The organism is Gudongella sp. DL1XJH-153, from assembly GCF_049310905.1.
In the GTDB taxonomy this organism is placed as follows: Bacteria; Bacillota; Clostridia; order Tissierellales; family Tissierellaceae; genus Gudongella.
Genome location: NZ_JBMEMN010000014.1, coordinates 1 through 21,690, shown reverse-complemented (window position 1 = coordinate 21,690; position 21,690 = coordinate 1). Strand labels below are relative to the sequence as shown.

Annotated in this window: 22 protein-coding genes, 1 rRNA gene, 1 pseudogene and 1 riboswitch; of the genes and pseudogenes, 3 read left to right on the top strand and 21 right to left on the bottom strand. The window is 38.2% G+C overall.

Going from position 1 to position 21,690, the window contains the following annotated elements:
* Window positions 1-20 precede the first annotated feature (20 nt).
* From ACOEN1_RS07035 to ACOEN1_RS06990, 10 genes and pseudogenes are all read right to left on the bottom strand, one after another.
* Window positions 21-1,184: an iron-containing alcohol dehydrogenase gene (locus ACOEN1_RS07035; RefSeq protein WP_422485983.1), complete on the bottom strand. Its 1,164-nt coding sequence runs from the start codon at window positions 1,182-1,184 to the stop codon at window positions 21-23.
* A gap of 66 nt (window positions 1,185-1,250) precedes the next feature.
* Window positions 1,251-3,404: a hypothetical protein gene (locus ACOEN1_RS07030; RefSeq protein ID WP_422485981.1), complete on the bottom strand. Its 2,154-nt coding sequence runs from the start codon at window positions 3,402-3,404 to the stop codon at window positions 1,251-1,253.
* Complete coding sequence (locus tag ACOEN1_RS07025; protein WP_422485980.1) at window positions 3,401-3,715, bottom strand: hypothetical protein; 315 nt, start codon at window positions 3,713-3,715, stop codon at window positions 3,401-3,403. Before ACOEN1_RS07025 ends, ACOEN1_RS07030 begins: the two co-directional genes overlap by 4 nt.
* Window positions 3,702-4,241 carry an RNA polymerase sigma factor gene (locus ACOEN1_RS07020; RefSeq protein WP_422485978.1) on the bottom strand — a complete coding sequence of 180 codons (540 nt, stop codon included), beginning with the start codon at window positions 4,239-4,241 and terminating at the stop codon, window positions 3,702-3,704. Before ACOEN1_RS07020 ends, ACOEN1_RS07025 begins: the two co-directional genes overlap by 14 nt.
* 419 nt (window positions 4,242-4,660) lie before the next feature.
* Entirely contained in the window at window positions 4,661-4,891 is a 231-nt protein-coding gene (locus ACOEN1_RS07015) for a DUF951 domain-containing protein (protein WP_422485976.1), read from the bottom strand.
* Window positions 4,891-5,766, bottom strand: coding sequence for a mechanosensitive ion channel family protein (locus ACOEN1_RS07010; RefSeq protein WP_422485974.1), 876 nt, complete (start codon window positions 5,764-5,766; stop codon window positions 4,891-4,893). Before ACOEN1_RS07010 ends, ACOEN1_RS07015 begins: the two co-directional genes overlap by 1 nt.
* Before the next feature lie 9 nt (window positions 5,767-5,775).
* A complete protein-coding gene (locus ACOEN1_RS07005) occupies window positions 5,776-6,036 on the bottom strand; it encodes a DUF3343 domain-containing protein (protein ID WP_422485972.1) in 261 nt (86 codons plus the stop codon).
* Window positions 6,037-6,041: 5 nt separating this feature from the next.
* A complete protein-coding gene (yedF, locus tag ACOEN1_RS07000; protein WP_422485971.1) occupies window positions 6,042-6,647 on the bottom strand; it encodes a sulfurtransferase-like selenium metabolism protein YedF in 606 nt (201 codons plus the stop codon).
* Window positions 6,644-7,726, bottom strand: a complete 1,083-nt coding sequence (locus ACOEN1_RS06995) for a DUF5711 family protein (RefSeq protein WP_422485969.1) — start codon at window positions 7,724-7,726, stop codon at window positions 6,644-6,646. The genes yedF and ACOEN1_RS06995 overlap by 4 nt, the downstream gene beginning before the upstream one ends.
* A gap of 58 nt (window positions 7,727-7,784) precedes the next feature.
* A pseudogene (locus ACOEN1_RS06990) lies at window positions 7,785-8,243 on the bottom strand (Csac_0668 family 2Fe-2S cluster-binding (seleno)protein); the annotation flags it as partial.
* A gap of 213 nt (window positions 8,244-8,456) precedes the next feature.
* Here ACOEN1_RS06990 and ACOEN1_RS06985 point away from each other — a divergent pair.
* A complete protein-coding gene (locus ACOEN1_RS06985) occupies window positions 8,457-9,377 on the top strand; it encodes a carbon-nitrogen hydrolase family protein (RefSeq protein ID WP_422485967.1) in 921 nt (306 codons plus the stop codon).
* A gap of 3 nt (window positions 9,378-9,380) precedes the next feature.
* On the opposite strand, the gene ACOEN1_RS06980 is transcribed toward ACOEN1_RS06985, so the two are convergent.
* The 3 genes from ACOEN1_RS06980 to ACOEN1_RS06970 are packed head-to-tail and all read right to left on the bottom strand — an operon-like array spanning window position 9,381 to window position 11,208.
* On the bottom strand, window positions 9,381-10,139 hold the full coding sequence (locus tag ACOEN1_RS06980; protein ID WP_422485965.1) for a hypothetical protein: 759 nt from the start codon (window positions 10,137-10,139) through the stop codon (window positions 9,381-9,383).
* A 15-nt stretch (window positions 10,140-10,154) separates the two neighbouring features.
* Window positions 10,155-10,427 (bottom strand): hypothetical protein, encoded by a 273-nt coding sequence (locus ACOEN1_RS06975; protein WP_422485963.1) that lies wholly within the window; start codon window positions 10,425-10,427, stop codon window positions 10,155-10,157.
* A 1-nt stretch (window position 10,428) separates the two neighbouring features.
* Window positions 10,429-11,208, bottom strand: coding sequence for a transposase (locus tag ACOEN1_RS06970; protein WP_422485961.1), 780 nt, complete (start codon window positions 11,206-11,208; stop codon window positions 10,429-10,431).
* Between the two features lie 288 nt (window positions 11,209-11,496).
* Between ACOEN1_RS06970 and ACOEN1_RS06965 the strand changes: the two genes are divergently transcribed.
* A complete protein-coding gene (locus ACOEN1_RS06965; RefSeq protein WP_422485959.1) occupies window positions 11,497-12,909 on the top strand; it encodes a PLP-dependent aminotransferase family protein in 1,413 nt (470 codons plus the stop codon).
* A 74-nt stretch (window positions 12,910-12,983) separates the two neighbouring features.
* Window positions 12,984-13,155, top strand: a riboswitch (cobalamin riboswitch).
* Between the two features lie 219 nt (window positions 13,156-13,374).
* Window positions 13,375-13,872 carry a hypothetical protein gene (locus ACOEN1_RS06960; RefSeq protein ID WP_422485957.1) on the top strand — a complete coding sequence of 166 codons (498 nt, stop codon included), beginning with the start codon at window positions 13,375-13,377 and terminating at the stop codon, window positions 13,870-13,872.
* A 137-nt stretch (window positions 13,873-14,009) separates the two neighbouring features.
* Here ACOEN1_RS06960 and ACOEN1_RS06955 read toward each other — a convergent pair whose 3' ends face one another.
* From ACOEN1_RS06955 to rrf, 8 genes are all read right to left on the bottom strand, one after another.
* Window positions 14,010-14,849 carry an alpha/beta fold hydrolase gene (locus ACOEN1_RS06955; protein WP_422485955.1) on the bottom strand — a complete coding sequence of 280 codons (840 nt, stop codon included), beginning with the start codon at window positions 14,847-14,849 and terminating at the stop codon, window positions 14,010-14,012.
* A 23-nt stretch (window positions 14,850-14,872) separates the two neighbouring features.
* Window positions 14,873-15,823: a glutaminase A gene (glsA, locus tag ACOEN1_RS06950; protein WP_422485953.1), complete on the bottom strand. Its 951-nt coding sequence runs from the start codon at window positions 15,821-15,823 to the stop codon at window positions 14,873-14,875.
* Between the two features lie 108 nt (window positions 15,824-15,931).
* Window positions 15,932-16,885 (bottom strand): 3-hydroxyacyl-CoA dehydrogenase family protein, encoded by a 954-nt coding sequence (locus ACOEN1_RS06945; RefSeq protein WP_422485951.1) that lies wholly within the window; start codon window positions 16,883-16,885, stop codon window positions 15,932-15,934.
* A 67-nt stretch (window positions 16,886-16,952) separates the two neighbouring features.
* The gene (locus ACOEN1_RS06940; protein ID WP_422485949.1) at window positions 16,953-17,612 is read right to left on the bottom strand and encodes a 3-oxoacid CoA-transferase subunit B; all 660 of its coding nucleotides are present in this window, start codon (window positions 17,610-17,612) and stop codon (window positions 16,953-16,955) included.
* The gene (atoD, locus tag ACOEN1_RS06935) at window positions 17,612-18,268 is read right to left on the bottom strand and encodes an acetate CoA-transferase subunit alpha (RefSeq protein WP_422485947.1); all 657 of its coding nucleotides are present in this window, start codon (window positions 18,266-18,268) and stop codon (window positions 17,612-17,614) included. The genes ACOEN1_RS06940 and atoD overlap by 1 nt, the downstream gene beginning before the upstream one ends.
* Before the next feature lie 39 nt (window positions 18,269-18,307).
* Entirely contained in the window at window positions 18,308-19,486 is a 1,179-nt protein-coding gene (locus tag ACOEN1_RS06930; RefSeq protein WP_422485945.1) for an acetyl-CoA C-acetyltransferase, read from the bottom strand.
* Between the two features lie 320 nt (window positions 19,487-19,806).
* Complete coding sequence (locus ACOEN1_RS06925; protein ID WP_422485943.1) at window positions 19,807-21,510, bottom strand: sigma-54 interaction domain-containing protein; 1,704 nt, start codon at window positions 21,508-21,510, stop codon at window positions 19,807-19,809.
* 109 nt (window positions 21,511-21,619) lie between these two features.
* A 5S ribosomal RNA gene (gene rrf, locus ACOEN1_RS06920) occupies window positions 21,620-21,690 on the bottom strand; the annotation flags it as partial.

Sequence of the window (21,690 nt, the reverse complement as noted above, 5' to 3'; positions counted from 1 at the left end):
AAAGACAAGGCCCTTATTGATTATTCTGCAAGTTTATAAATATTGATAGCATCTTCCCTGTCTATAGTCTTTAGCGCTCCAAAACTACCCATTGATACGGCCAGGTCAGCCATTCTTTCAAATTCATTTGTAGGAAGACCCGCCTCAGTCAATGTTCTTGGCAAACCGATTTTTTTCAGAAACTCTTCAAATCGTCGTATTCCTTCAAGAGCAACATGCTCTCGTGTATTTCCAAAGGCAGATACTCCAAATATGTTCACGGCAAATTTGTTGAAAATATCGAGATTCTCCCTGTACACATATTTCATCCAGGCAGGAAAAATTACTCCAAGGGTTTCTCCATGGGTCGCACCATAAAGAGCACTCAGCTGATGTCCAAGCTGATGACTTGCCCAGTCATCTTCTCTTCCCATACCAAGTATGCCATTGTGTGCGATGGTTCCTGCAAGCATAATTTCAGCCCTTGCATTGTAGTCATCAGGATTTTTAAGAAGTATATATGCATTGTTTATAACGGTTTTTATGGTCGCCTCGGAGAGTCTGTCAGTAAGTTCAACATTTTCTGTATTTGTAAAATATCTTTCAAAGATATGGGACAATATGTCCATTACACCAGAAAATGTCTGCTCTTTTGGAAGAGTCATTGAATATTCAGGATCCATTATTGCAAAAACCGGTCTTAAAATATCGTGGTTAACTGCCAATTTTTGGCGTTCATCATAATTTGTTACTACACTGCCCATACTTGCTTCACTTCCGGTTGCGGGTATTGTAAGTACAACTCCCACAGGTAAAGCTTTCTCAACACTTTCTTTTCCGAGAAAGAAATCCCATATATCTGAATCTGACATCGCACCAAGAGCTATTGCCTTTGCTGAATCGATAACACTTCCTCCACCAACTGCAAGTACAAGGTCTATATTATTCTCCTTGGCAAGCCGGACTCCTTCCCTTACCCTTGAGAGTGCTGGATTAGGCTTGACTCCTCCAAGCTCAAAGACCTGGACTCCTGCCGTATTAAGCTGTTCCATGGTCTGCTTATATATTACGTTCTTTTTTATGCTACCTCCGCCGTAATGAAGAAGCACTCTTTTATATCTACCTTCCACAAGCTTTTGAAGATTTATAATACTCCCTCTTCCAAACTTGATCATGGTAGGTGAGTAAAAACTGAAATTTTTCATAGACAAATCTCCTCTCATTCTGGATATTTATAGTATACCCAGAAGAAAGGAGATTAGTTTTCTTAATCAATAATTCCAGTGTCTTACATTGTAAATTTCATCAACAATAGTAAGGATATCCTCGTTATCTGCATTGTTAACAAGCTTATTGTATATCTCATCCTTGCGCTCATAGGCTCCACCGCTTATCATCTCCAAAAGGAACTCTTTTAGGGCTTTTATTTCCTCAGCTGGAGGAGGATTTTCTTCAAGTCCAAGAACTGCACTACTAAAGGTATCTCCCTGAAGTCTTGATGGGTAGAATCTATCATCAAGAAGTCTCTGGACTGCCAGGTCAAAATCCCCCAGGTAGATGTGAAGAAATATCAGGCTATCAGGCAGGAAATTTTCAAGTTTTTCCAGTGCATCCCTTGCTGCCCTATAGTCTTCCCGGGCAATATATAGCTTGTATTTATTGTAATGGCTGTTATCATTGCCAAACTTGCTTAACACTTCTATTCCATCAATTACCTGATTTTCAAACTCCAGAATCTCTTCTGTATCCATTTGTGATAGTGTACTGTTTAAAAGATCCGCTTTTAGCTTTTCATCACTTATTCCTTCAATTAGTTTAAAAGCTCTTTCAAGGTTCTTTTCACCCTTTTTCCAACCTATTCCATATATTTTTACAAGACTTGAGATGGCCTCCACATTTTCAGGATCATCTTTTAGGATATCCTCATAATGCTGGATTGCTTCAGGATATTTCATTTCTGCCACAAGTTTTTGTCCCTCTGAAAGCTCCCCTTCGATAATTATGCTTGGAATTTCATCGTAGTAGGTTCTCATTGGAAAGCTGCTTGTTATAAGGAGATTGTTTTTGTCATAGGCATTTACAATTATTGGGTACTCCCCTCCAGGCAGAAACTTACCAAGTACTGCACTTGATCCCAGAAGCCATTCCTCTCCCTCAAAGGTCATCCCGCCAGTTTGATTCCTGACGTCTGATATCCTGAAGTCTGCACTTGTTCCATTGAACCTTCCTTCACCATTAACATCCTCAATCGGACTTCTGAATGATCCTCCGGATTTTTCCAATGGTTGTGAAAAGATCACAGGTTCGACTGTGTAGTAGTCAGCCTCTGGAACTTCTTCCCAGGATACTGTAAACTCATCATCTTCTACAACTTCACCTGGCTGAGGTGAATATACTTCGAAGATGTTTCTGAAGGTGTATTCAACATATTCATCATTTTGGGTCAATTCAACATATCCTGTCTCACTTTTCTGGAAGACCTTGTCTGTCAAAAGACTCGAGTCAATGCCAAGTCCCACATCATAGAGTCCATCAGCTAGTCCCATTGTTTGGAAGTATCCATGTTCGTCGGTTATTGCAACATAGCTTTCTCCCCCGATTCTAATCCCTCCATCTGCATTCAGAATATAAACCTCCACAAATGCCATGGGATCTCCTTCATATGTTACTCTACCTGTGATCTTGTTGTTACCTGAAAGAAGCTGCTCAGATTCCTGGAGCCAGAAACTTCTGCCGCCGTATGCTCCTGAAGCAAAGTAATTGTATTCTTTCTGTCTCCAATCTCTGTTCTGGTAAGATTTATATTCCTTTTTTGCATCCTGGATATTTCCCTGTGCCAGGTGGATTTCCGCCTTCAGGATATCCAGTCTTGGATCATCCATCCCTCCGTTTTCAAGCTTGTTAACTATATTTTCTGCCTCTTCAAACTCTCTGTTGACAAAGTGAAGGTATGCCTTGTAAACAAGCGAATCATCCTTTAGATTACTATTGGTATCACCATATTCGATAAGCTCTCTAAGCTCCCTGACATCTCCTTTTGCTATGGAAATATCCATAAGCATCCGATACGCATCAATATACAGTTTTTCTTCATTACGTGATGGATCTTTTTTAAGGATTTCCTTCAGCAGTTCTTCCGCCCTTGTCATATCATCCTGAGTGGTTTCTTCTCCTCCACCCCAGCCCTGCTGATAGATGGTGAATTTCTGAAAGCTCTTTACAAGACTTTTTGCATAATCCAGTCTTCCTTCGATTGAATCATCCATTTTTATGTGTCTCTCAAAGAAAAGTTCTGCTCTTGGTGAGTCTTTCTTTTCCAGATATCTTGCTATTGCAAGAGTTCCCTGAGGTATAACCCAAAGGTAGGCAACAGCAAAAACAACTAATACCAAAAGTAGTGTCTTTACCTTTAATCTAATTTTCATCTCTTGGTCACCTCTCTGTCTTCCTGTATCATAACCTGGGATCCAGCAATATCAATTGTAGTGAAATTGTACTGCTTTTCAAGGATTCCCCCCGGTAGGATCGTAATTGCCAGAAGCGCTGCTATTCCTACAGCAGCAGGCACAAGCGGTATCTGAAGTTCGTAGTTTAGGATTTTTCTTATCTTTCCAGCCTTTGATCTTGTTGTCTTGTTAAGGACACTTTCCATCATCTGGCTTGTAAATTCCATTTCATTTGTTTCCTCATCATAGATTTTTTTAATATCATCTTTTATGGAATCATTCCTGTTCATCTTCAGTACCTCCTTTCCCAATTTCTGAGGCTAGTATCTTCCTTGACCGGGATAGCCTGCTTTTTATTGTTCCTTCCTTTTCATGTAATAGACTTGATATTTCAGTTATTGACAACTCCTGAAAGTAGAACAGCACCAAAACTTCCCTGTATATCGGATTTAATGAAGATAGCCTGTTTTTAAGCTCCGCCAGTTCCAATTTATGCTCAACCAGGCTTTCTACATTCTCATCACCAACAATTTCTTCGTTCAGACTGAGATCATAGGATCTTTTTCTAAGCTTGTCTCTAGATAAATTGATTGCTATTCTGTATATCCAAGTATAGAGACTGCTGTTTCTCTTGAAGCTTTTAATGTTTTTAAACACTCGCACAAAGGTTTCCTGAACTACATCCTCTGCCTCTTCCCTGTCCTTGAGTATCAGGTAACAGGTCCCAAGAAGCTTGTTTCCGTATTGCTGCATCAATTGTACAAAGGCCTGTTCCTGACCCTTTATAAGTTCATCAATCATCTGGTTTTCTGTCACCTTCAACCCTCCTTATCCTTTAGACGTAATTTTTAACAAAAGGTTGCATCAAAAAACAAAAAAGAGAGAAATATTCTCCCTTTTATTATACAACACTAATCTATTGTATTGATAACTATGTCTTTATCCTTGTCCAATTCAGGACGTAATTCTGTATGATACTGTAAAATACAAGGAAAGCATCAATTACAAACGAACATATGGAAAGATTAGCAAGATTTTTCACTCGAGATGAGAAAATCGTACTGGTTTGCGTGATTGTATATTACGTTACTGCTACCGTATATGATAAAGAACTCGAAGTCTTTCTTTATCAAGCTTTAAGCTGAATCGATAGCAAACCAATTTTAGAGCCGAGTGTGATAAATCTCTGATCTTGAATCCGTGAGTGATCAATTATGATTTCCGTAGTAAGCTTATCATTCAGACTTATCTTCCGGTTTATGATGTACTATACTTATCCACTTATCATCTACAAGAATTTTACGCACTCTTTTTTCAAATTCAATTCTGGTAAGCCAAATCTGTCTTTCGCATCCCATGCACTTTAATTTTATATCCACACCAGTTCTCAGTACTTCCCATTTGTTTTCTCCACATGGATGACCCTTTTTCAAGGTGACCTGATCTCCAACCTTGTAATACAGCATTATTTATCTCCACCTCCATAAACAACAACCTTTGAATATGGTATTTCAATACCCTCACGGTCAAAAGCCTGTTTATATTTTTTTCTCATTTCCCTTTCCACAGCCCACTGCTCCATGGATCTTGTCTTGGCGATTGCCCTTATTACAACATCAGAATTTCCAAAGCTTGCAACTCCAAGTACCAAAGGTCCTTCAATAATATTATCGTTTGTCTCTGCAATTTCAGCACTGATTCTTTCCATGATTTCCATGGCTTTATCGATATCAGCTTCGTAAGCTATTGAAATATCAACCAATGCTCTCATTGCTCCTCTGGTCCTGTTAGTCACGACATTAATGCTACTGTTTGGAATGATATGGAGCTCACCTGTAAAATCCCTGATTTTGGTGACTCGCACACCTAACTCTTCTACAATTCCCTCTTTGGTATCAATCTGTATATAGTCTCCTACGGCATATTGATCCTCAAGCAGAATAAAAAATCCAGTTATTATATCCTTTACAAGAGACTGGGCTCCAAATCCAATAGCAAGACCTCCAATACCTGCTGTTGCAATAATTGATGCCGTGTTTATGCTGAAGATTTCAAGAGCCATGACTACACCGATAAAGAACAAGATATACTTAACAACCTTTTTTAGAATGTTGGTCAATGTGTCCCTTCTTCTGTCGGAAATCTGGAACTTGTCAAAGTTTTTATTGGTTAAGGTCCTGTCAATAAGTCTGCTGGCAAATTTAACTATAATTATTATGGCCACAAAGATAAGAATAATAGTCAAAACTTTCCCAAATAGATTAAGATCTCCATCTGTGTTTTTAATAAATGTATTAATTGATTGTGCTGCCTTGTCATATAGGTATTTCAATGATTCCATCGCTACCTCCTAGTCAAGTTTTTTGAGTCTTCTCTCACCGTCGATTGTCTGCAAATGGTGGAGTTCCTTGTAATCCAATTTACCTTCATTTTTCAATTCTTTGATTTTTTCAATTTCCTCTACCTCAAATCTTATGGCAAGACCACAGCTTAAGGTAATATCCCTTGGGGTCGGGATTGTCTTAATCTTAATTCCCTCCTTGGTCAATACCTTCTCAGCCCTCATTGCATGATGGGTTGACTGGAATGTCAGTATTCCAAATTCACTCATATTTATCATCCTATCGTAATAGTATTGGTTCCAGACTGCATCTTTTCATATATAGTATACATATTGGATATGTCTCCAACAGCCAGACTATCCTTTAGATTATAGAAGTCAAGACATGTTCCACATGAAATTATCTCGACACCAGATTTATTAAGCTCCAGGAGATCCTCCAGAACCGGGCTATCCTTTACAGTAAGTTTTACACCACTGTTATAGAAAAGAATTGCTGCTGGAAGAGGCATAGTCTCATTTACTGTATAGATGAAGCTCTTCATAAGAAGTCTTCCCAGTTCCTGATCACCTTTTCCCATCTGGTCAGACTGGATTATTAAGATTGTTCCAGCATCAGATTTATGAACAGCAGGCTTTACAGGTTTATCCTCTTTCTGTTCCACTGATTTTAATATGGTAATTGCATACTCATCTTCTCCCAGGTCCTCCACTGAAAACTCCAATGACATGCTATTCGCAAGCTTTGAAATATTCTCACGCGCTGTTTCATTATCAACGATTATTTTAACAGACCCACTGGTCATCTGATCCAGCTCTTTTTTAGTAAGAATTACAGGCTTTGGGCAAGCCAGTCCTTTTGCATTAATTTCTCTAATCATTGCTTCTCCTCCTCTGTTTCATTTTCCTTGTCTTCTATTCTCATTATATTTACACCATTTTCGGTAGTAATAACCAGATCATTGAACTGACTTTGTATATCCACAATGGTTGCATTAAAGCTATAACTCGCTACAGGCTCCCTATGGAGCAAAACCAAAATATCCTTGTCACCTGCTAGTATTATATATTTGCCATGGTTGTGGAGATTATTATAGTCCATCCCAAAGGTCTCCTGCCTCAATGTGCTGCCTTTGTCATCCAGAATTCTTAGATTGTCACCATATATGACGTATATCTCATTTCCATCAAGCAAGACATCCTTTAGCATTGGAAAATCTCTACCCCACACCAGGTCTTCATTTTGCTGCATATATATTCCAGTATCTGCAACTATCAGATTGCCTTTTGTCATACTTGCGACTTTAATTATTATCCTGTCGTCAATTGAATATAACTCCTGATCACCGTCTTCATTATACCTTAATACTTTTGTATTTATTCCCTTGTTCTGGAAATCAAGTACGGTAACCAATATTGACTCCTCTTCCAGGATGTAGTCAATTGGATAGCCTTTTGTGAATATAATGTTCTCACGGTGTTCTCCATTTCTTTCATATATCTTAAGAACCTGCCGTGCCTCTTCTTTAATATGGACAATATGTCCATTTTTTGATGGCTTAAATGAAAATATTGGTGACTCTTCTTCTATCTGAGCAAGAATTTCTCCATTGAAGCTAAAGACCATTGCTTCACCGCTTATTCTATCATAGATACCAATAAGATTATCTCGAATATCCAGCTTGGGATCATCCATCAGAAATGTCCTCTCCCAAAGAATTTTCCCAGATTCATCCGATACAGACAGCTCCTCACCGTTCCAGACCAAATACCTTCCGTTGATGTAACTTATTCCATCACCCGGAATATATGCATTCTCGACAACTTGTTTTCCCTTGTTGGAAAAACTGTCAAGATATCTTACAAACCACTTCTGATTTTCTTCAAATGAGAAAAATATCATTGTCCCAGCAATGGATAATATTAATAATATAAGGATTACCATTCCAAGTCTTTTCATATATTATGTCCCCTCAAACACCAGGGACGGTTCTTTTTGTTTGCCCCTGATTAGATTCTTACATTTGCTTCAATGCCAACTTAATGGTTTCGATTATTTGTGGGCTGCAGCATTTTCCTAGTGGGTTGTTCTCCTCACACCTGCAATTTTTCATTGCACCAGTAATATTAACAACTTCAGTAAAGGTCCTTGCTCCGCCATTTATTACAGCATCGATAATCTGTTCTTCGGTTACCTTGCTGCAATAACATATGTATTTGGGATCAGCGTCCTTCTTATACCATACGTCAACTTTCAGGTCATTTCTTCTTAATATGGTATCTTCATTTTGAGAAAAGTATACAACATCACAGTCTTGTTCAAGACATATGTTGTAATTCTTGTATTTGACTTTATTCCTGTATTCATCCTTTACCATATGCTCAACTGTAACAGCTCCAACAGACTGAGACTTACCTTTGCATTTAGGACACTTTAAAATTTTTTCCACTAAACCTGTGGAATAACCATTGCTTGATCAGCAAGACTTAACTCTCATATTCAAGTCCACTTCATCACTCCTTCCATGATAAAACACTCGGGAAGGTTCCTTTTATTTGTCCCAGTTTCATCATAACTATATTTTAACATACTTTATTGAAAATGACTTCTGTTTCCTGTTAAGAACCCGTTTGATACATTACTGTGTTATAATTAGCTTATTATAAAGGAACTATAGGAGGTCTTATATATGGAAAAGAAATTCAAGGTATCAATAATTCAGGACTCACCTGTTCTGTTTGATCTGGAAAAGACGATGGAAAAGACCATTGTACTTACCAGAAAAGCTGCTTCAAACGGATCAAAGCTGGTTGTATTTCCTGAAAGCTTTATTCCATGCTACCCAAGGGGGCTAACATTTGGAATGGTTGTGGGAAGCAGGACCAAGGAAGCAAGAGAAGATTACAGAAGATATTACGAAAATTCCGTTGCAGTTCCAGGACCAGAGATAGACCAGTTGGCAGAGCTTACAAAAGAGCTGCAGATATACCTGTCCATTGGGGTTACAGAGAAAAATGGTGATGGCCTTGACGGCACGCTCCATTGCAGCAACCTGTTCTTTGGACCAGAAGGATATATGGGAAGGCACAGAAAATTAAAGCCCACTGCGGCTGAGCGGGTTATCTGGGGCGAAGATGACGGGTCAACCATAACAGTTGTAGATACTCCCTATGGTAAAATGGGTTCTCTTATATGCTGGGAAAACTATATGCCACTGGCCAGGATGGCCATGTATATGAAAGGGGTCAACCTTTATATTGTGCCAACGGCAGATCAAAGAGAAGTTTATCAGGCAACTTTAAGACACATTGCCTTTGAGGGAAGATGCTTTGTCTTTATGAGCAACCAATATGTTGAGAAATCAATGTATCCCACAGATCTAAAATACTACAGGGATCTTGAAAATGAGCCGGAAGTAATGTCTCGAGGTGGCAGCTGTATTATAGACCCCTATGGTGAATACGTTGCAGGACCATTGTTTGATGAACCTGGCATTCTTACGGCAGAAATTGACCTGGATATGATTGTGGAATCAAAGCTTGACTGGGATCCAGTCGGTCACTACAACAGGCCAGAGATATTTGACTTTAAAATTAACGAAAGACCTTAATAGCTACTGAATAGGGAGATATCCAATTATCTCCTTTTTTTCCACATCAAAAACAAGCCCCGCAAAATTGTGACCTTCTCCAGAACCAAGCTCTACGAGCAAATCAGAGGAGTCAATGCTATCTGGAGTTGCAGGCCCGTCATGGGTCCATAGGCTGTCGAAAACCTCAGGAGGAACCTTTTCGAAATTTACCTCTGAAAAATCAATTCTCAATTTGTTCTCCCAAGGTGATTCCATAACATATTCAATGGCCTTTTCAGAAGCCAGCCTGTGTTCTGGTGAGATAAGAAGTCTCTTTTCCACCTTTTCTTCCATTTCAGCTATTAGGTCATCGATATGCTCACTTGAATAATCCAAAATCTTGCTGTGCAGCTCTTTAGGAAAAAGTTCCCTTACATTTTCTGTAAAGATTGATCCATCTCCTGGAATCCTGCTTTTGGTTATTTCAATAAGATCATCCTCCCTATCAACTTCCAGTACAAAGGGTAGGGATGCCCCGGATTCAAGATTTGCGTCAGTCCCACCAAATGAATGCTCTTCAATCAGTGCCCAAATATATACTTCTTCCTTGGATTTATCCGAGCCAAGAATATCGATGATCACAAATGTATTCCCAACACTTCCACCTGTTCTGTATTCATCTCTTATGTAATTTTCAATAACTGTTTTGTCCACATCAGAAAGCGGTATCTCACCTGCTGAACAGCCTGACGTAAATATAGTCAATATAATCAATAGAAGAACCATTTTAGTGATTTTCACAATAACATCCTTTCCTTATGCCGATATTAGTCTCCACAATATAACCATGAACCCTCCTGCAGAAAGCAGCATCAGAAACATTCCCAATAATTTGTGCTTCTCATATCTTATATATCCTTCGTGGAATATAAGTATTCCCAGAATAGGAATTACAAAATCCCTGGCCGATTCATTGAGAACGCCAGTAAATGTCAACGCCATAATTAAAAGTGCCACTATTGACAATAACCCCACAATCGTTGAAAACAATCCATTTCGGGACACCGGGGACGGTCCTTTTTGTCCCATTTTAAATTCCTCCTCTGCTTAACCTATGTACGGTACTTTTGCTGACCTCAAGTAATTCTGATACTTTTCTTATACTTAAGTTTGTGTTTTCTAATAGCATACCTATAAGTTGATCCATTTCATCTGAATTTCTTCTTATACTCTGAGAATCAATTTCTACCTTGTTCTTATGGTAGTCATGAATAATTCTCTGAGCTCTTGAATACTCCAATCTATCTAGCTCTTCCTTTGTGTCAATGAATCTAATCTCATCCTCCAACTTATGAAAATCCTGAAACTGTTTATTCGATCCAATACTCTTCATAATCCTCTCTATTTCTCCAGAATCTAAAAGATTACTTTTACCTTGAAGGAAATGAGAATAACTACTCCAGTCATATTGTTGTGGACTTTTGATGATTCCAGCTTTTACGGGATTATTATGCACATATCTTGTTGCACATAGAAGATGAGCTTCATTATGAATAATTTCACTTTTATACCTATCCTGGAACACATGCCCTACTCTATCCAGGCTTCTGTTTATTCTCATCGCAAAAGAGGTATTTATTCTTCTCAAAGATAAAGAAATGTCATCCAATTCACCTTTTAAAATGATATGTACATGGTTATCCATAATACAAAATGCAACAATTAAAACATCTTCTTCAAACTTTGTTTCAATCAATGAAAGGAAATTCTTCTTATCAAAATTGTTCTTGAATATCATTTCTTTGTTTATACCCCTCATCATAATATGATAATAACCTGTTGGACTCACTTCTCTACTCAATCTCGCCATAAAAACTCCTCCCGCATTTTTCTTGTTTTGGGACAAAAAGGACCGTCCCCGGCGTCCCTTTCTGTGTTTTTAATTTTTGAAAATATCAGTTGCAATTAGTATTTTTAGACATTTAATCCTATTAACTCAATGTTACCTTCAAGTAATTGATATGTCAATCCTACGAATCCCAGGTACTAATTATAATACCTTTATATAAACCAATATGATATACTAAGTGTATCCATACAGAAAGGACTGATCAATGTGCTTACTCATATCAGGCTTAACAAGGAGAAGGATTTACCCTTGTATATCCAATTATACGAGGCTATAAGGGATGTTATTGAGGACGACAATATCCAATCTGAAAAGCTCCCTTCAATTAGATCTCTTTCCAAACAGCTTGGGGTTAATAATGTTACAGTAGTAAATGCTTATAAACTCCTTGAGCAGGAGAATTATATATATACTGTAAAAGGTAGCGGTACCTTTATTAAGCGTCCTTCATTTAGTCAGGATAGTTATCTTGTAGAAGAAGGTGACATGGAGCTAATGCTTTCTGGTATCTACCCTCTCCTTAAAAACAGTATAGATTTTGCAAGCGTTTCACCTACAGCAGAACTTTTCCCAATTGAGGAATTTAAAAAATCATTAATTGAAGTTTTGGACAGAGACGGAGGTCAGGCTTTTCTTTACCCTGAAATCACAGGCTTTGGACCACTTAGAGAGTCTATCTCAGAATTTCTTCTGGAGCATTACTCGATTTCGGCTACCAAGGATCAGATACTCATTACATCCGGAGGTCAGCAGGGTCTTGATATAATCTCAAAGACACTTATTCAACCTGGAGATGTTATTTTGGTTGAGAACCCTACCTACCCAGGTGCTTTTGCGGCATTTCAATCAAGAGGAGCCAAGATTATAGGAATACCAATGGATGAAGATGGAATAGACCTGGATGGACTCAAGTCGTATGTAAAAAGATACAGACCCAAATTTATTTATCTTATGCCAAACTTCCACAGTCCAACAACAATCTGCTACAGCGAAACGAGAAAAAAAGATGTCCTTAGACTTGCTCGGGAATATGGCTTCTACATTATCGAAGACGATTTTCTGACTGATTTAAGTTTTTCTGACGATAATAAGCTACCCTTAAAGACCATGGACAAATTTGATCAGGTTATTTTTATCAAGAGTTTCTCCAAAATTTTCATGCCTGGAGTAAGAATAGGTTTTATGACTCTACCAAAGGCATTGATGAAGGATATTATCAAAGCCAAGCACACCACTGACATTTCATCCTCTGGATACCTTCAAAGAGCTTTTGACCTCTACTTGAGAAAAGGTTTCTGGAGAGATCATATAGAAAATATTACAGCCTTCTACAGGGATAGATATCAGCTTATGATTTCAGGACTAGCGAAACTCAAGCATTTTGGCATTTCATACCTGGAACCAGTTGGAGGTCTTAGTATATGGGTCTCACTTCCTAAAGAATTCGATGCCATTGAGCTCTATGAGGAATGTGGAAAAAGAGGTTTGGCAATTGTTCCTGGAAAAGTATTCTTCACCGACTCCAGTGACTCAGAGAAATTTATACGCTTAAGCTTTAGTGCTGTAGGTGAGAAAGAAATAAACAAGGGACTTGGAATTCTTGAGGATATACTTTCAAAATCAGAAAATGAGCCCTCTGAGAAATATATGCCATTTCTCTAGCTAAATGTATCCCTCAATTTGAGGGATTTTCTTTTTCTTGATTTATTGGATCTTGGCGTGTAAAATTAACTTGTACAATTGAATATTTAAATAGGTGTATTTTACTTAATAGGGAAATGCGTGAAACGCTGCAGCCCCCGCTACTGTATATGGTACATCCATCTCAGATACCACTGTGTTAGATCATGGGAAGGTGAGATGGTCACAGCCATTAGCCAGGAGACCTGCCTTTTGAATGTAAGAACCGCTTTCGGAGGGAAAGGAGGAAACAATTATGGTAACAGCAGTTGCAGTTTATCCATTTTTAGATTTTTTCAGTTCCTCCTAGTTGAGGAGCTTTTTTTATTATGAATAGGAAATTTCTTTTTTTCTTGTATAATGAAATGTCCGTACATGAGTATCAAGAAAAGCTACCTTGGAGAATCGTTAGATTCTTTTCTTATTAAAAAAACTAGGAGGGATAAAATGAACGGAAATTTTGATTTTATAGCATATCCATTTCTAAACGACAAAAACAAAATGGTTGACCATGAAATACTTACTGACAAACTGTCTTCAACCTTGGGGCACATTATTTCGATGGGGACTCCTCTGGAAAAGGAAACCTGGTGGCTGATGGACAAGGTTTTGCATCTTAATGGTTCTTTAAGGGGAAAACTAGCAATTTCGCTGGATGACCTAAGAGATGGCCAGACGATCTATCATGTCCTTAAAGATAGACACAAGGTAGCAGGATTCATTTATCCTGTAGGTAACAGACTTGCAACACAATACCATATTGCAAGATGTGAAGCTAAAATTGTTACACGTAATTTATACTTGATTCAACAGTCAGGTATAATTGTTCCAGAAATACTTCTAGATATTTCAAACCTTATGGCAAACATACTATTTGTAATGTCACTTGAAGTAAATAGACTGGAAGGTTTTGAGGAAATACCTTTTGAATCAAGATCATACTAATGAGGATAAATTTGAAGAATAAACACTTAAAAATCATCTTATCAATACTTGTTGTCTTTGTAATGGTTGCGACCTTTCTTGGGGTCAGCAGCTTCATAAAGGGAGCTGATGGCGAAAAGGAAATTCTGATATCTATTCTAGATGAAGAAAATGACATTGTAATTATCGAAAATAAAGCTTTTTACAGCCCTGTTGAATTCCACAGGGCTTTCAATTGGTGCAAGGTGACCTCCACTTATTGAATGATGAATTCCTTTTTTCATCATTCCTGCCAAGAACTGACCTGAGTCTACGCCGTAAAAAGCACTTTCATTACCACTTATTACAAGACATGGCTCCTCGAAATCTCTTAGAACATCCCTGTAATCAACAGAAATAATATTCTCCCAGATTCTTGCCATGTAGTCAGGATTGTTTTTTCCCATTGCCTCAATTGCGATTTTTAGATTTTCACTATCTAGTTCAGGAGCCATCTTACTCATAAACCGTGAAACAAAACCTCTAAAATCATTCTTGATACTCAACAGTTCCTCTTCAGCCATCTCTCTGGTAAAATCTCCCTTGAAAAGTCCATACTTCCATTTGTCATCATTAATAACCTTTGGTGATGTCTCAACAAGAATCAGATTCTTGACTCTATCCTGTCCAAAGTCTTTTAAGTACTCCATTGCTACAGCTCCACCCATGGACCAACCCAGTAAATTGATTTTCCCTAAATCTAGATACTCTCTAAGCACCTCAATATCACTTGCCATCGCATTAAAGCTGAGATCTCCATTTCCTATCACAGTCCTTCCATGACCTCTCAGGTCCAATGTAACGACAAGAAAATCTTTTGAGAGTATCTTTTCTGTCAGCCTGAATGTAGTGCTATCCGCTCCAAATCCGTGGATACATACAATTGGATGCCCCTTTCCACCTATTCTGTAATATATTCTTGAGCCATCTTCTGTATTAAAATATCTTCCTTCCATCATATCACCAGCTTTTCCTTAATTATCTAGTGGGTATCAATTTCCACCTGCAATTTTCTATCATCAAATATATTGTAGTGTAATCTCCTTGTGAGTTCCTTGATTATTCCAATTCCAGCTGATGAATTTCCATTCTCATCCAGAGCTGGTGAAAATATACCAATTCCCATGCCATTTGGAAGGACACCCATAATACCTCCACCTACACCTGATTTTGAAGGAATACCAACTTCAATTGCATAGCGTGCACTGTAATTGTACATTCCACAGGTAAATAGCAAGCCTTTTAAAAGGATCGACATATCTGTTCTCGAAATTCCATCTATATTTATTCCCTCACATCCTGCTGAGATAAACCTACCAATTTTTGCAAGATCTCTAGTGTCAACTTCAATGGAACATTGCTTGAAGTATGTATCAAGAACATCCTCAACATCACCTTCAAGAATATTCTTACTGCTCATAAGATATGCCATGGATCTGTTTCTACTGCCTGTCTTCTTTTCTGAGAGGTAGACCTCCTCGTTATAGCCTATATTCGGATTGTGAGCCATCCGTCTTGTAAGTTCCAATATTTTTTGGAACTTCTCATCTCCATTCCCCTTGATCATGGAAGTTGTAAGAATCGCACCGGAATTAATCAACGGATTTGCAGGCTTGTTTACATTTGGTAGATCCAGCTTGGTAAACGCATTGAAGGGTTCATCTGTGCTGTCACACCCTACTTTTTCAAAAATATCTTCTATTCCATTATCCATTGCAGCTACCAGAAATGAAATAACCTTTGATATACTCTGAAGTGTGAACTTCTGATTGTAATCCCCTGCACTATATAATAATGCTCCTGTTCTACCAGCAACTGTTACTCCAATTTTCTCAAAGTCTGCTTTTGCAAGTGCTGGTATGTAATCTGCAACCTTACCATTTTTAATTAGGTGTCTGTTGTTTTCAATTATTTCATTAAGTAGTATCTCCATAGCATCCTCCATATCCTATTATAGTAATTATAACGATAAGACAAGATATCTCTCTGTATATGATAATATAATCCCATTAATATAGCAAAGCATATTAATGGGATTATATTATTTTTTTTCAGCTGAATTGTTCAATTTTAACATTTTAATAAACATACTGTCTCTTCGTTTTATAACTTCCTCATCTTGTCCATCAAAATACTCGTAGAAGCCTTCCTTTGTTTTAACGCCAAGATTTCCTGAATCTATTTTCTCCTTGAGTATCTCAGGAGCTTCCTTGCTATCACTAAGATTTTTAAACAGATATGCTGAAATATAGTAGAATGTGTCCAATCCTCCAAGGTCAGCTGTTTCAAGTGGTCCCAATACCGGATATCTGAAACCGGGCCCAAATCTCATGGCTTTATCAATATCTTCCACTGTCCCGACTCCTTCCTTCAGAATGTGGAGCGCTTCCCTGAAAGCTGCGAACTGAAGTCTGTTACCGATAAATCCTGGTGTATCCTTCTGTACAATAACAGGCTCTTTGTCAATTCTCTTCATCAGAGATTTGAGAACCTCAACAGTCTCATCCGATGTCTCATCTCCCTTGATCAACTCCACCAAAGGCACTATATGAGGTGGATTCCAAAAGTGCATTCCCACAAATCTTGTCTTGTCTACAATATCTTCAGAAATACTGTTGATACTTAATCCTGATGTATTGGTTGCAAGGTATGCATCCTTTTTAGCTATTGATTTTACTTCTTTCCAAAAGCTTTGCTTCACTTCCAGTTTTTCAACTATTGCCTCAATAATCAAATCGCAGTCCTTAAATGCACTCTTATCCAGAGAGTACTCAATATTACTCATTACTCTTTCTTCTTCATCGCTTGTCATTAATTCTTCAGCCAAGAGAGTCTGGTTAAATATGTCCACCAATTTTCGCGAATCTTCCAGCAGAGTTATGCTCAAATCCATTACTGTGACTTTATATCCCTTCTTTGCAAAGATAAGGGCTATACCAGATCCCATTGTACCGGCTCCGGCTATACCAATTCTTTTAATGCTGTCTAGTTTCATATCGACATCCCCCAGAGTAAAGGCACCGACCAGATAAGCCCGGTGGTGCCCTAATTCTTTATTCAAACTATACTTGCATATCCTTAAGGTCATCTGCAATAATCAGTTTTGCTTCAGTTGCTTCCTGTACCTGCTCAACCGTAAATTCTGGATTGATTTCCTTAAGAACTATACCTTCTTCAGTAACTTCCATCAAACCCATCTCTGTAACAATAAAGTCAACCTGGCCAGCCGCAGTAAGGGGCAGTGTACAATCCTTAAGAATCTTTTTTGCACCTTTTGCTGTGTGCTCCATTGCAATCGTAACCTTTTTTGCTCCTGTTACAAGGTCCATGGCTCCACCCATTCCAGGTACCATTTTCCCTGGAATCATCCAGTTGGCAAGATTACCCTTTTCATCTACCTGTAAAGCTCCCAGAACTGTCATATCAACATGGCCACCTCTGATAATTCCAAATGATGTTGATGAATCGAAAAATACTCCTCCAGGAAGTATGGTAACACACTGCCCTCCTGCATTTGTTATTCTCCAGTCTTCATTGCCTTCTTCAGGTACAGGGCCCAAACCAATAAAACCATTTTCTGATTGCAGGAAAATATTTGCTCCCGCTGGCAGATAATTTGATACCTGGGTTGGAAGACCTATGCCAAGGTTAACTACGTCACCATCATGAAGCAATTTTGCCACTCTCTTTGCTATATATGCCTTCATTTCATTTCTTTCCATTATTTTGCACCTCCGTTGACAAGATGAGTAACAAAGATTCCCGGAGTTACCACATGGTTAGGATCCATTTCTCCAACTTCAACAATTTCTTCTACCTCTGCTATTACAAGATCAGCAGCAGTAGCCATAAGCTGGTTGAAGTTTCTTGTTGCTCCAAAGTATTCAATGTTACCAAATTTATCAGCTGTCTGTCCAGCAATCAATGCTACATCAGCTTTTAATGGAAGTTCCAAAATGTATTCAATTCCTTCGATTTCAATCTTTTGTTTGCCTTCCTCTACTACTGTTCCAACTCCAGTAGGTGTTAGGAATCCTCCAAGTCCAGAGCCTCCCGCTCTTACCTGCTCAGCCAGAGTTCCCTGCGGTACTAGAACTACTTCCATTTCGCCCGCATTCATCTGTCTACCGGTCTCAGGATTTGTTCCTACATGGGAAGCTATAAGCTTTTTGACCTGCTTGTTTACAATAAGTTTTCCAACTCCATAATCAGGAAAAGAAGAGTCATTACAAATCAATGTAAGATCCTTTGTTCCCTTTTCAACAAGCTTATCTACCAGTCTATGAGGATTGCCACATCCAAGGAATCCTCCCACCATTATAATCATGCCATCCTGAATCTTATCTATAGCCTCATCAATTTTTACCTCTTTATTCATACAGATACCTGCCTTTCATTATGGTTTATTGTTATGTCTCTAGCGCTTGACTACCATTGCAATACCCTGACCGCCACCGATGCATAGTGTTGCAAGTCCAAGCTTGTTGTCTCTCTTTTCCATTTCATGTAGCAGGGTTACTAGAATTCTTGCACCACTTGCGCCGATTGGGTGACCTATTGCAATAGCTCCACCATTTACATTAACTTTTTCCAAATCAAAGTTCAGTTCCTTGGCCACAGACAATGCCTGAGCTGCAAAGGCTTCATTCGCCTCAATAAGTTCCATATCTCCAACAGTCATTCCTGCTTTTTCCAATGCTTTCGTGCTTGCAGGAATTGGTCCTGTTCCCATTATTGCAGGATCTACTCCACCTGATGCATAGCTTACTACCTCTGCCATAACCTTGAGTCCCAGCTCCTTGGCTTTGTCTTCACTCATAACAACAAAAGCGGCAGCTCCATCGTTGATTCCTGATGCGTTACCAGCAGTGACTGAACCATCCTTCTTAAAAGCTGGTCTTAGTTTTGCAAGTGTTTCCATTGTTGTTCCAAACTTTGGATACTCATCAGTGTCAACTACAACTGGATCTCCTTTTCTTTGAGGAATCTCAACAGGTACGATTTCTTCCTTGAATCTTCCCTCTTTTATTGCCTTCTCTGCTCTTGTCTGAGAATTAAATGCAAGTTCATCCTGCTCTTCTCTTGTAAGACCATACTTCTCAACTATGTTCTCTGCAGTTACTCCCATATGGTAGTTGTTGAATATGTCTGTAAGACCATCTGCTACCATGTAGTCGACAACTTTGCCATCGCCCATTCTCTGCCCCCATCTGTTGTTCGGAAGAAGATATGGTGCCATGCTCATGTTCTCAGTACCACCTGCAACAATCACTTCTGCATCTCCTGCTTTAATAGCCTGGGCAGCCAATGCGACAGTCTTAAGTCCTGATCCACATACCTTGTTAACTGTATATGCTGTAACATAATCAGGTATTCCAGCTCCAATGGCAACTTGTCTTGCTACATTTTGTCCCTGACCTGCCTGAAGAACATTACCATAAATTACCTCATCAACTATTTCAGGATTAATTCCTGCTCTTTCCAGTGCAGCCTTAACAGCTATCTTTCCCAGTTCAACTGCGCTTGTATTTTTGAATACTCCTCCATAGCTTCCTACAGGTGTTCTTACTGAACTAACAATTACTACTTTTTTCATACAAAAATACCTCCTCTTTAGATTTATTAACCTTAATAACTTGCAATTCCCGTGCCAATTATGATAGATATTCATCTGATTTCTAGTAGGAATTATATCCTAAATGATTAACATTGTTAAATAATAATCATTTATTCTTTCAATAACCCACTCATATGTGACTTTCAAGTATAAATATGCTATTTGTCGATTGATGAGTGTAAGCTTTCCCTGACACATTGTTCTCTTCTTATTACTTATTGTATCACTTTGTGTACACATATGATATAGTATTTCAATTATTGTTCATAATACGTACATATCTGTGTATTGTTATTTGTTTAACTATCTAATACTCCATACTTGTCCATCTTTTCATATAAACTCGTTCTGCTTATATTAAGCAGTTTTGCAGCCTTGGATTTGTTGCCCTTGGTCTGTACCAAACTTCTTATTATTACTTCCTTTTCAACTTCTTCAAGAGTTTCCTTCAAGCTTCTGTCATAGTATAATCCGGTACCACCATTTATCTTGGTTGGAAGATGCTTAGGCAAAATAGTCCTGTCATCCCCCAGGAAGTTTATAGCTCTTTCAAGTATGTTTTCCAGTTCTCTTATATTTCCAGGCCACTGATAGTTTTTCATCAAATCAAGAGCCTGGTTTGAGATTCCATGTACTTGCTTGTTCTCCTTTATACTTATCTTATTGATAAGGTGCTTGGACAGGAGAGGAATATCATCCTTCCTATCTCTCAATGACGGGATTCTTATGCTTACAACATTTAGTCTATAGTAAAGATCAAGTCGAAATGATTCATGTTCCACCATTTCCTCAAGATTTTTATTGGTAGCTGCAATAACCCTCACATCCACCTTTTCCGATGTATTTGATCCAATTCTCTCAATTACCCTGTCCTGAAGCACTCTTAAAAGCTTGACCTGCATATTCATGGGTAGATCAGCTATTTCATCTAGAAAAATCGTACCTCCATCAGCAGCTTTAAATTTGCCGATCTTGCCACCTTTTTTCGCTCCAGTAAAAGCTCCTTCTTCATATCCAAAAAGCTCTGATTCAAGTAATTCATATGGGATTGCTCCACAATTAACCTTTATGAATGGTGCTTCCACTCTTTTACTGTTGTTATGTATGGCATGGGCAAACAGTTCTTTTCCTGTGCCGGATTCCCCAAGAATAAGAACATTGGAGTTTGTAGATGCGACATTTTTTGTCATCTCCTTAAGTCTCTTTATCTCAGGACTATCGCCAATTATACTTTCAAGGGCATATTCTGCCTTGTTCGCCTTCTTAAATTCATCCCTGTATAGGTTTAGCTCTTTTTCAATATTATTGATTTTCATATATAAATTATTAAGTTCATCTACATCCCTGAATAAAATCTTGCCGATTGCTCCCACTATCTTACCCTTTGCATATACTGGAATCCTGGTAGCAATTATTTTTTTCCCTTTTACAATTTGTATCTGTGCTATTTCTGATTTTCCAGTCTTAAGAACTACATCCAGTCTTGTATTGTCAACAACATCAACAACATTTAATCCTATCAGATCCTCTTTTTTTCTGTTTAGAAACTCCGCGTAGCTTTCACTAATCATTTCAATTATTCCTTCATTGTTAACGTATATAAAGGACTCATTTGAAGAATCCAATACAGTCCTTAAAAGAGAAGATGCCTGAATCTCATAGTCAAAGGACTTCAATTCTTCCTTGTGTTTGCTTAAGGGATTGAATTCAATAAACACACCCTGGTAATCATCTGTTTTTACTCTACCCGTATACAATAGAAGTTCCTTGTCTCTGTACTTGATCAGATTCCGTGAAACATCTTCATTATCAATGCTTTCACGAAGCCTTATATCCCCAAGTATTCCAGTTGCAATCCTTTCAGCTTCAGCTTCATTATCTACCTCAAGTAATTCCATTCCTCTATTGTTGATCAACTCAATATTATAGTCATCATCCAATACTATTAACCCTGAATCAATTATATTTACAATGTTTTCTACTGTAATCCTATTTTTTGACATTATAACACCTCATTACTTGTCTGATTGTCCTTATTATATCATTATTGTCAATTTTTTGAACAAAAAAAGACTCTGTTGAATAATCAACAGAATCTTCACTAAGTATATAGACTGGCAACTTCCTACTCTCCCAGATCGTTTCCAACCAAGTACCATCGGCGTTAAGAGGCTTAACTTCTG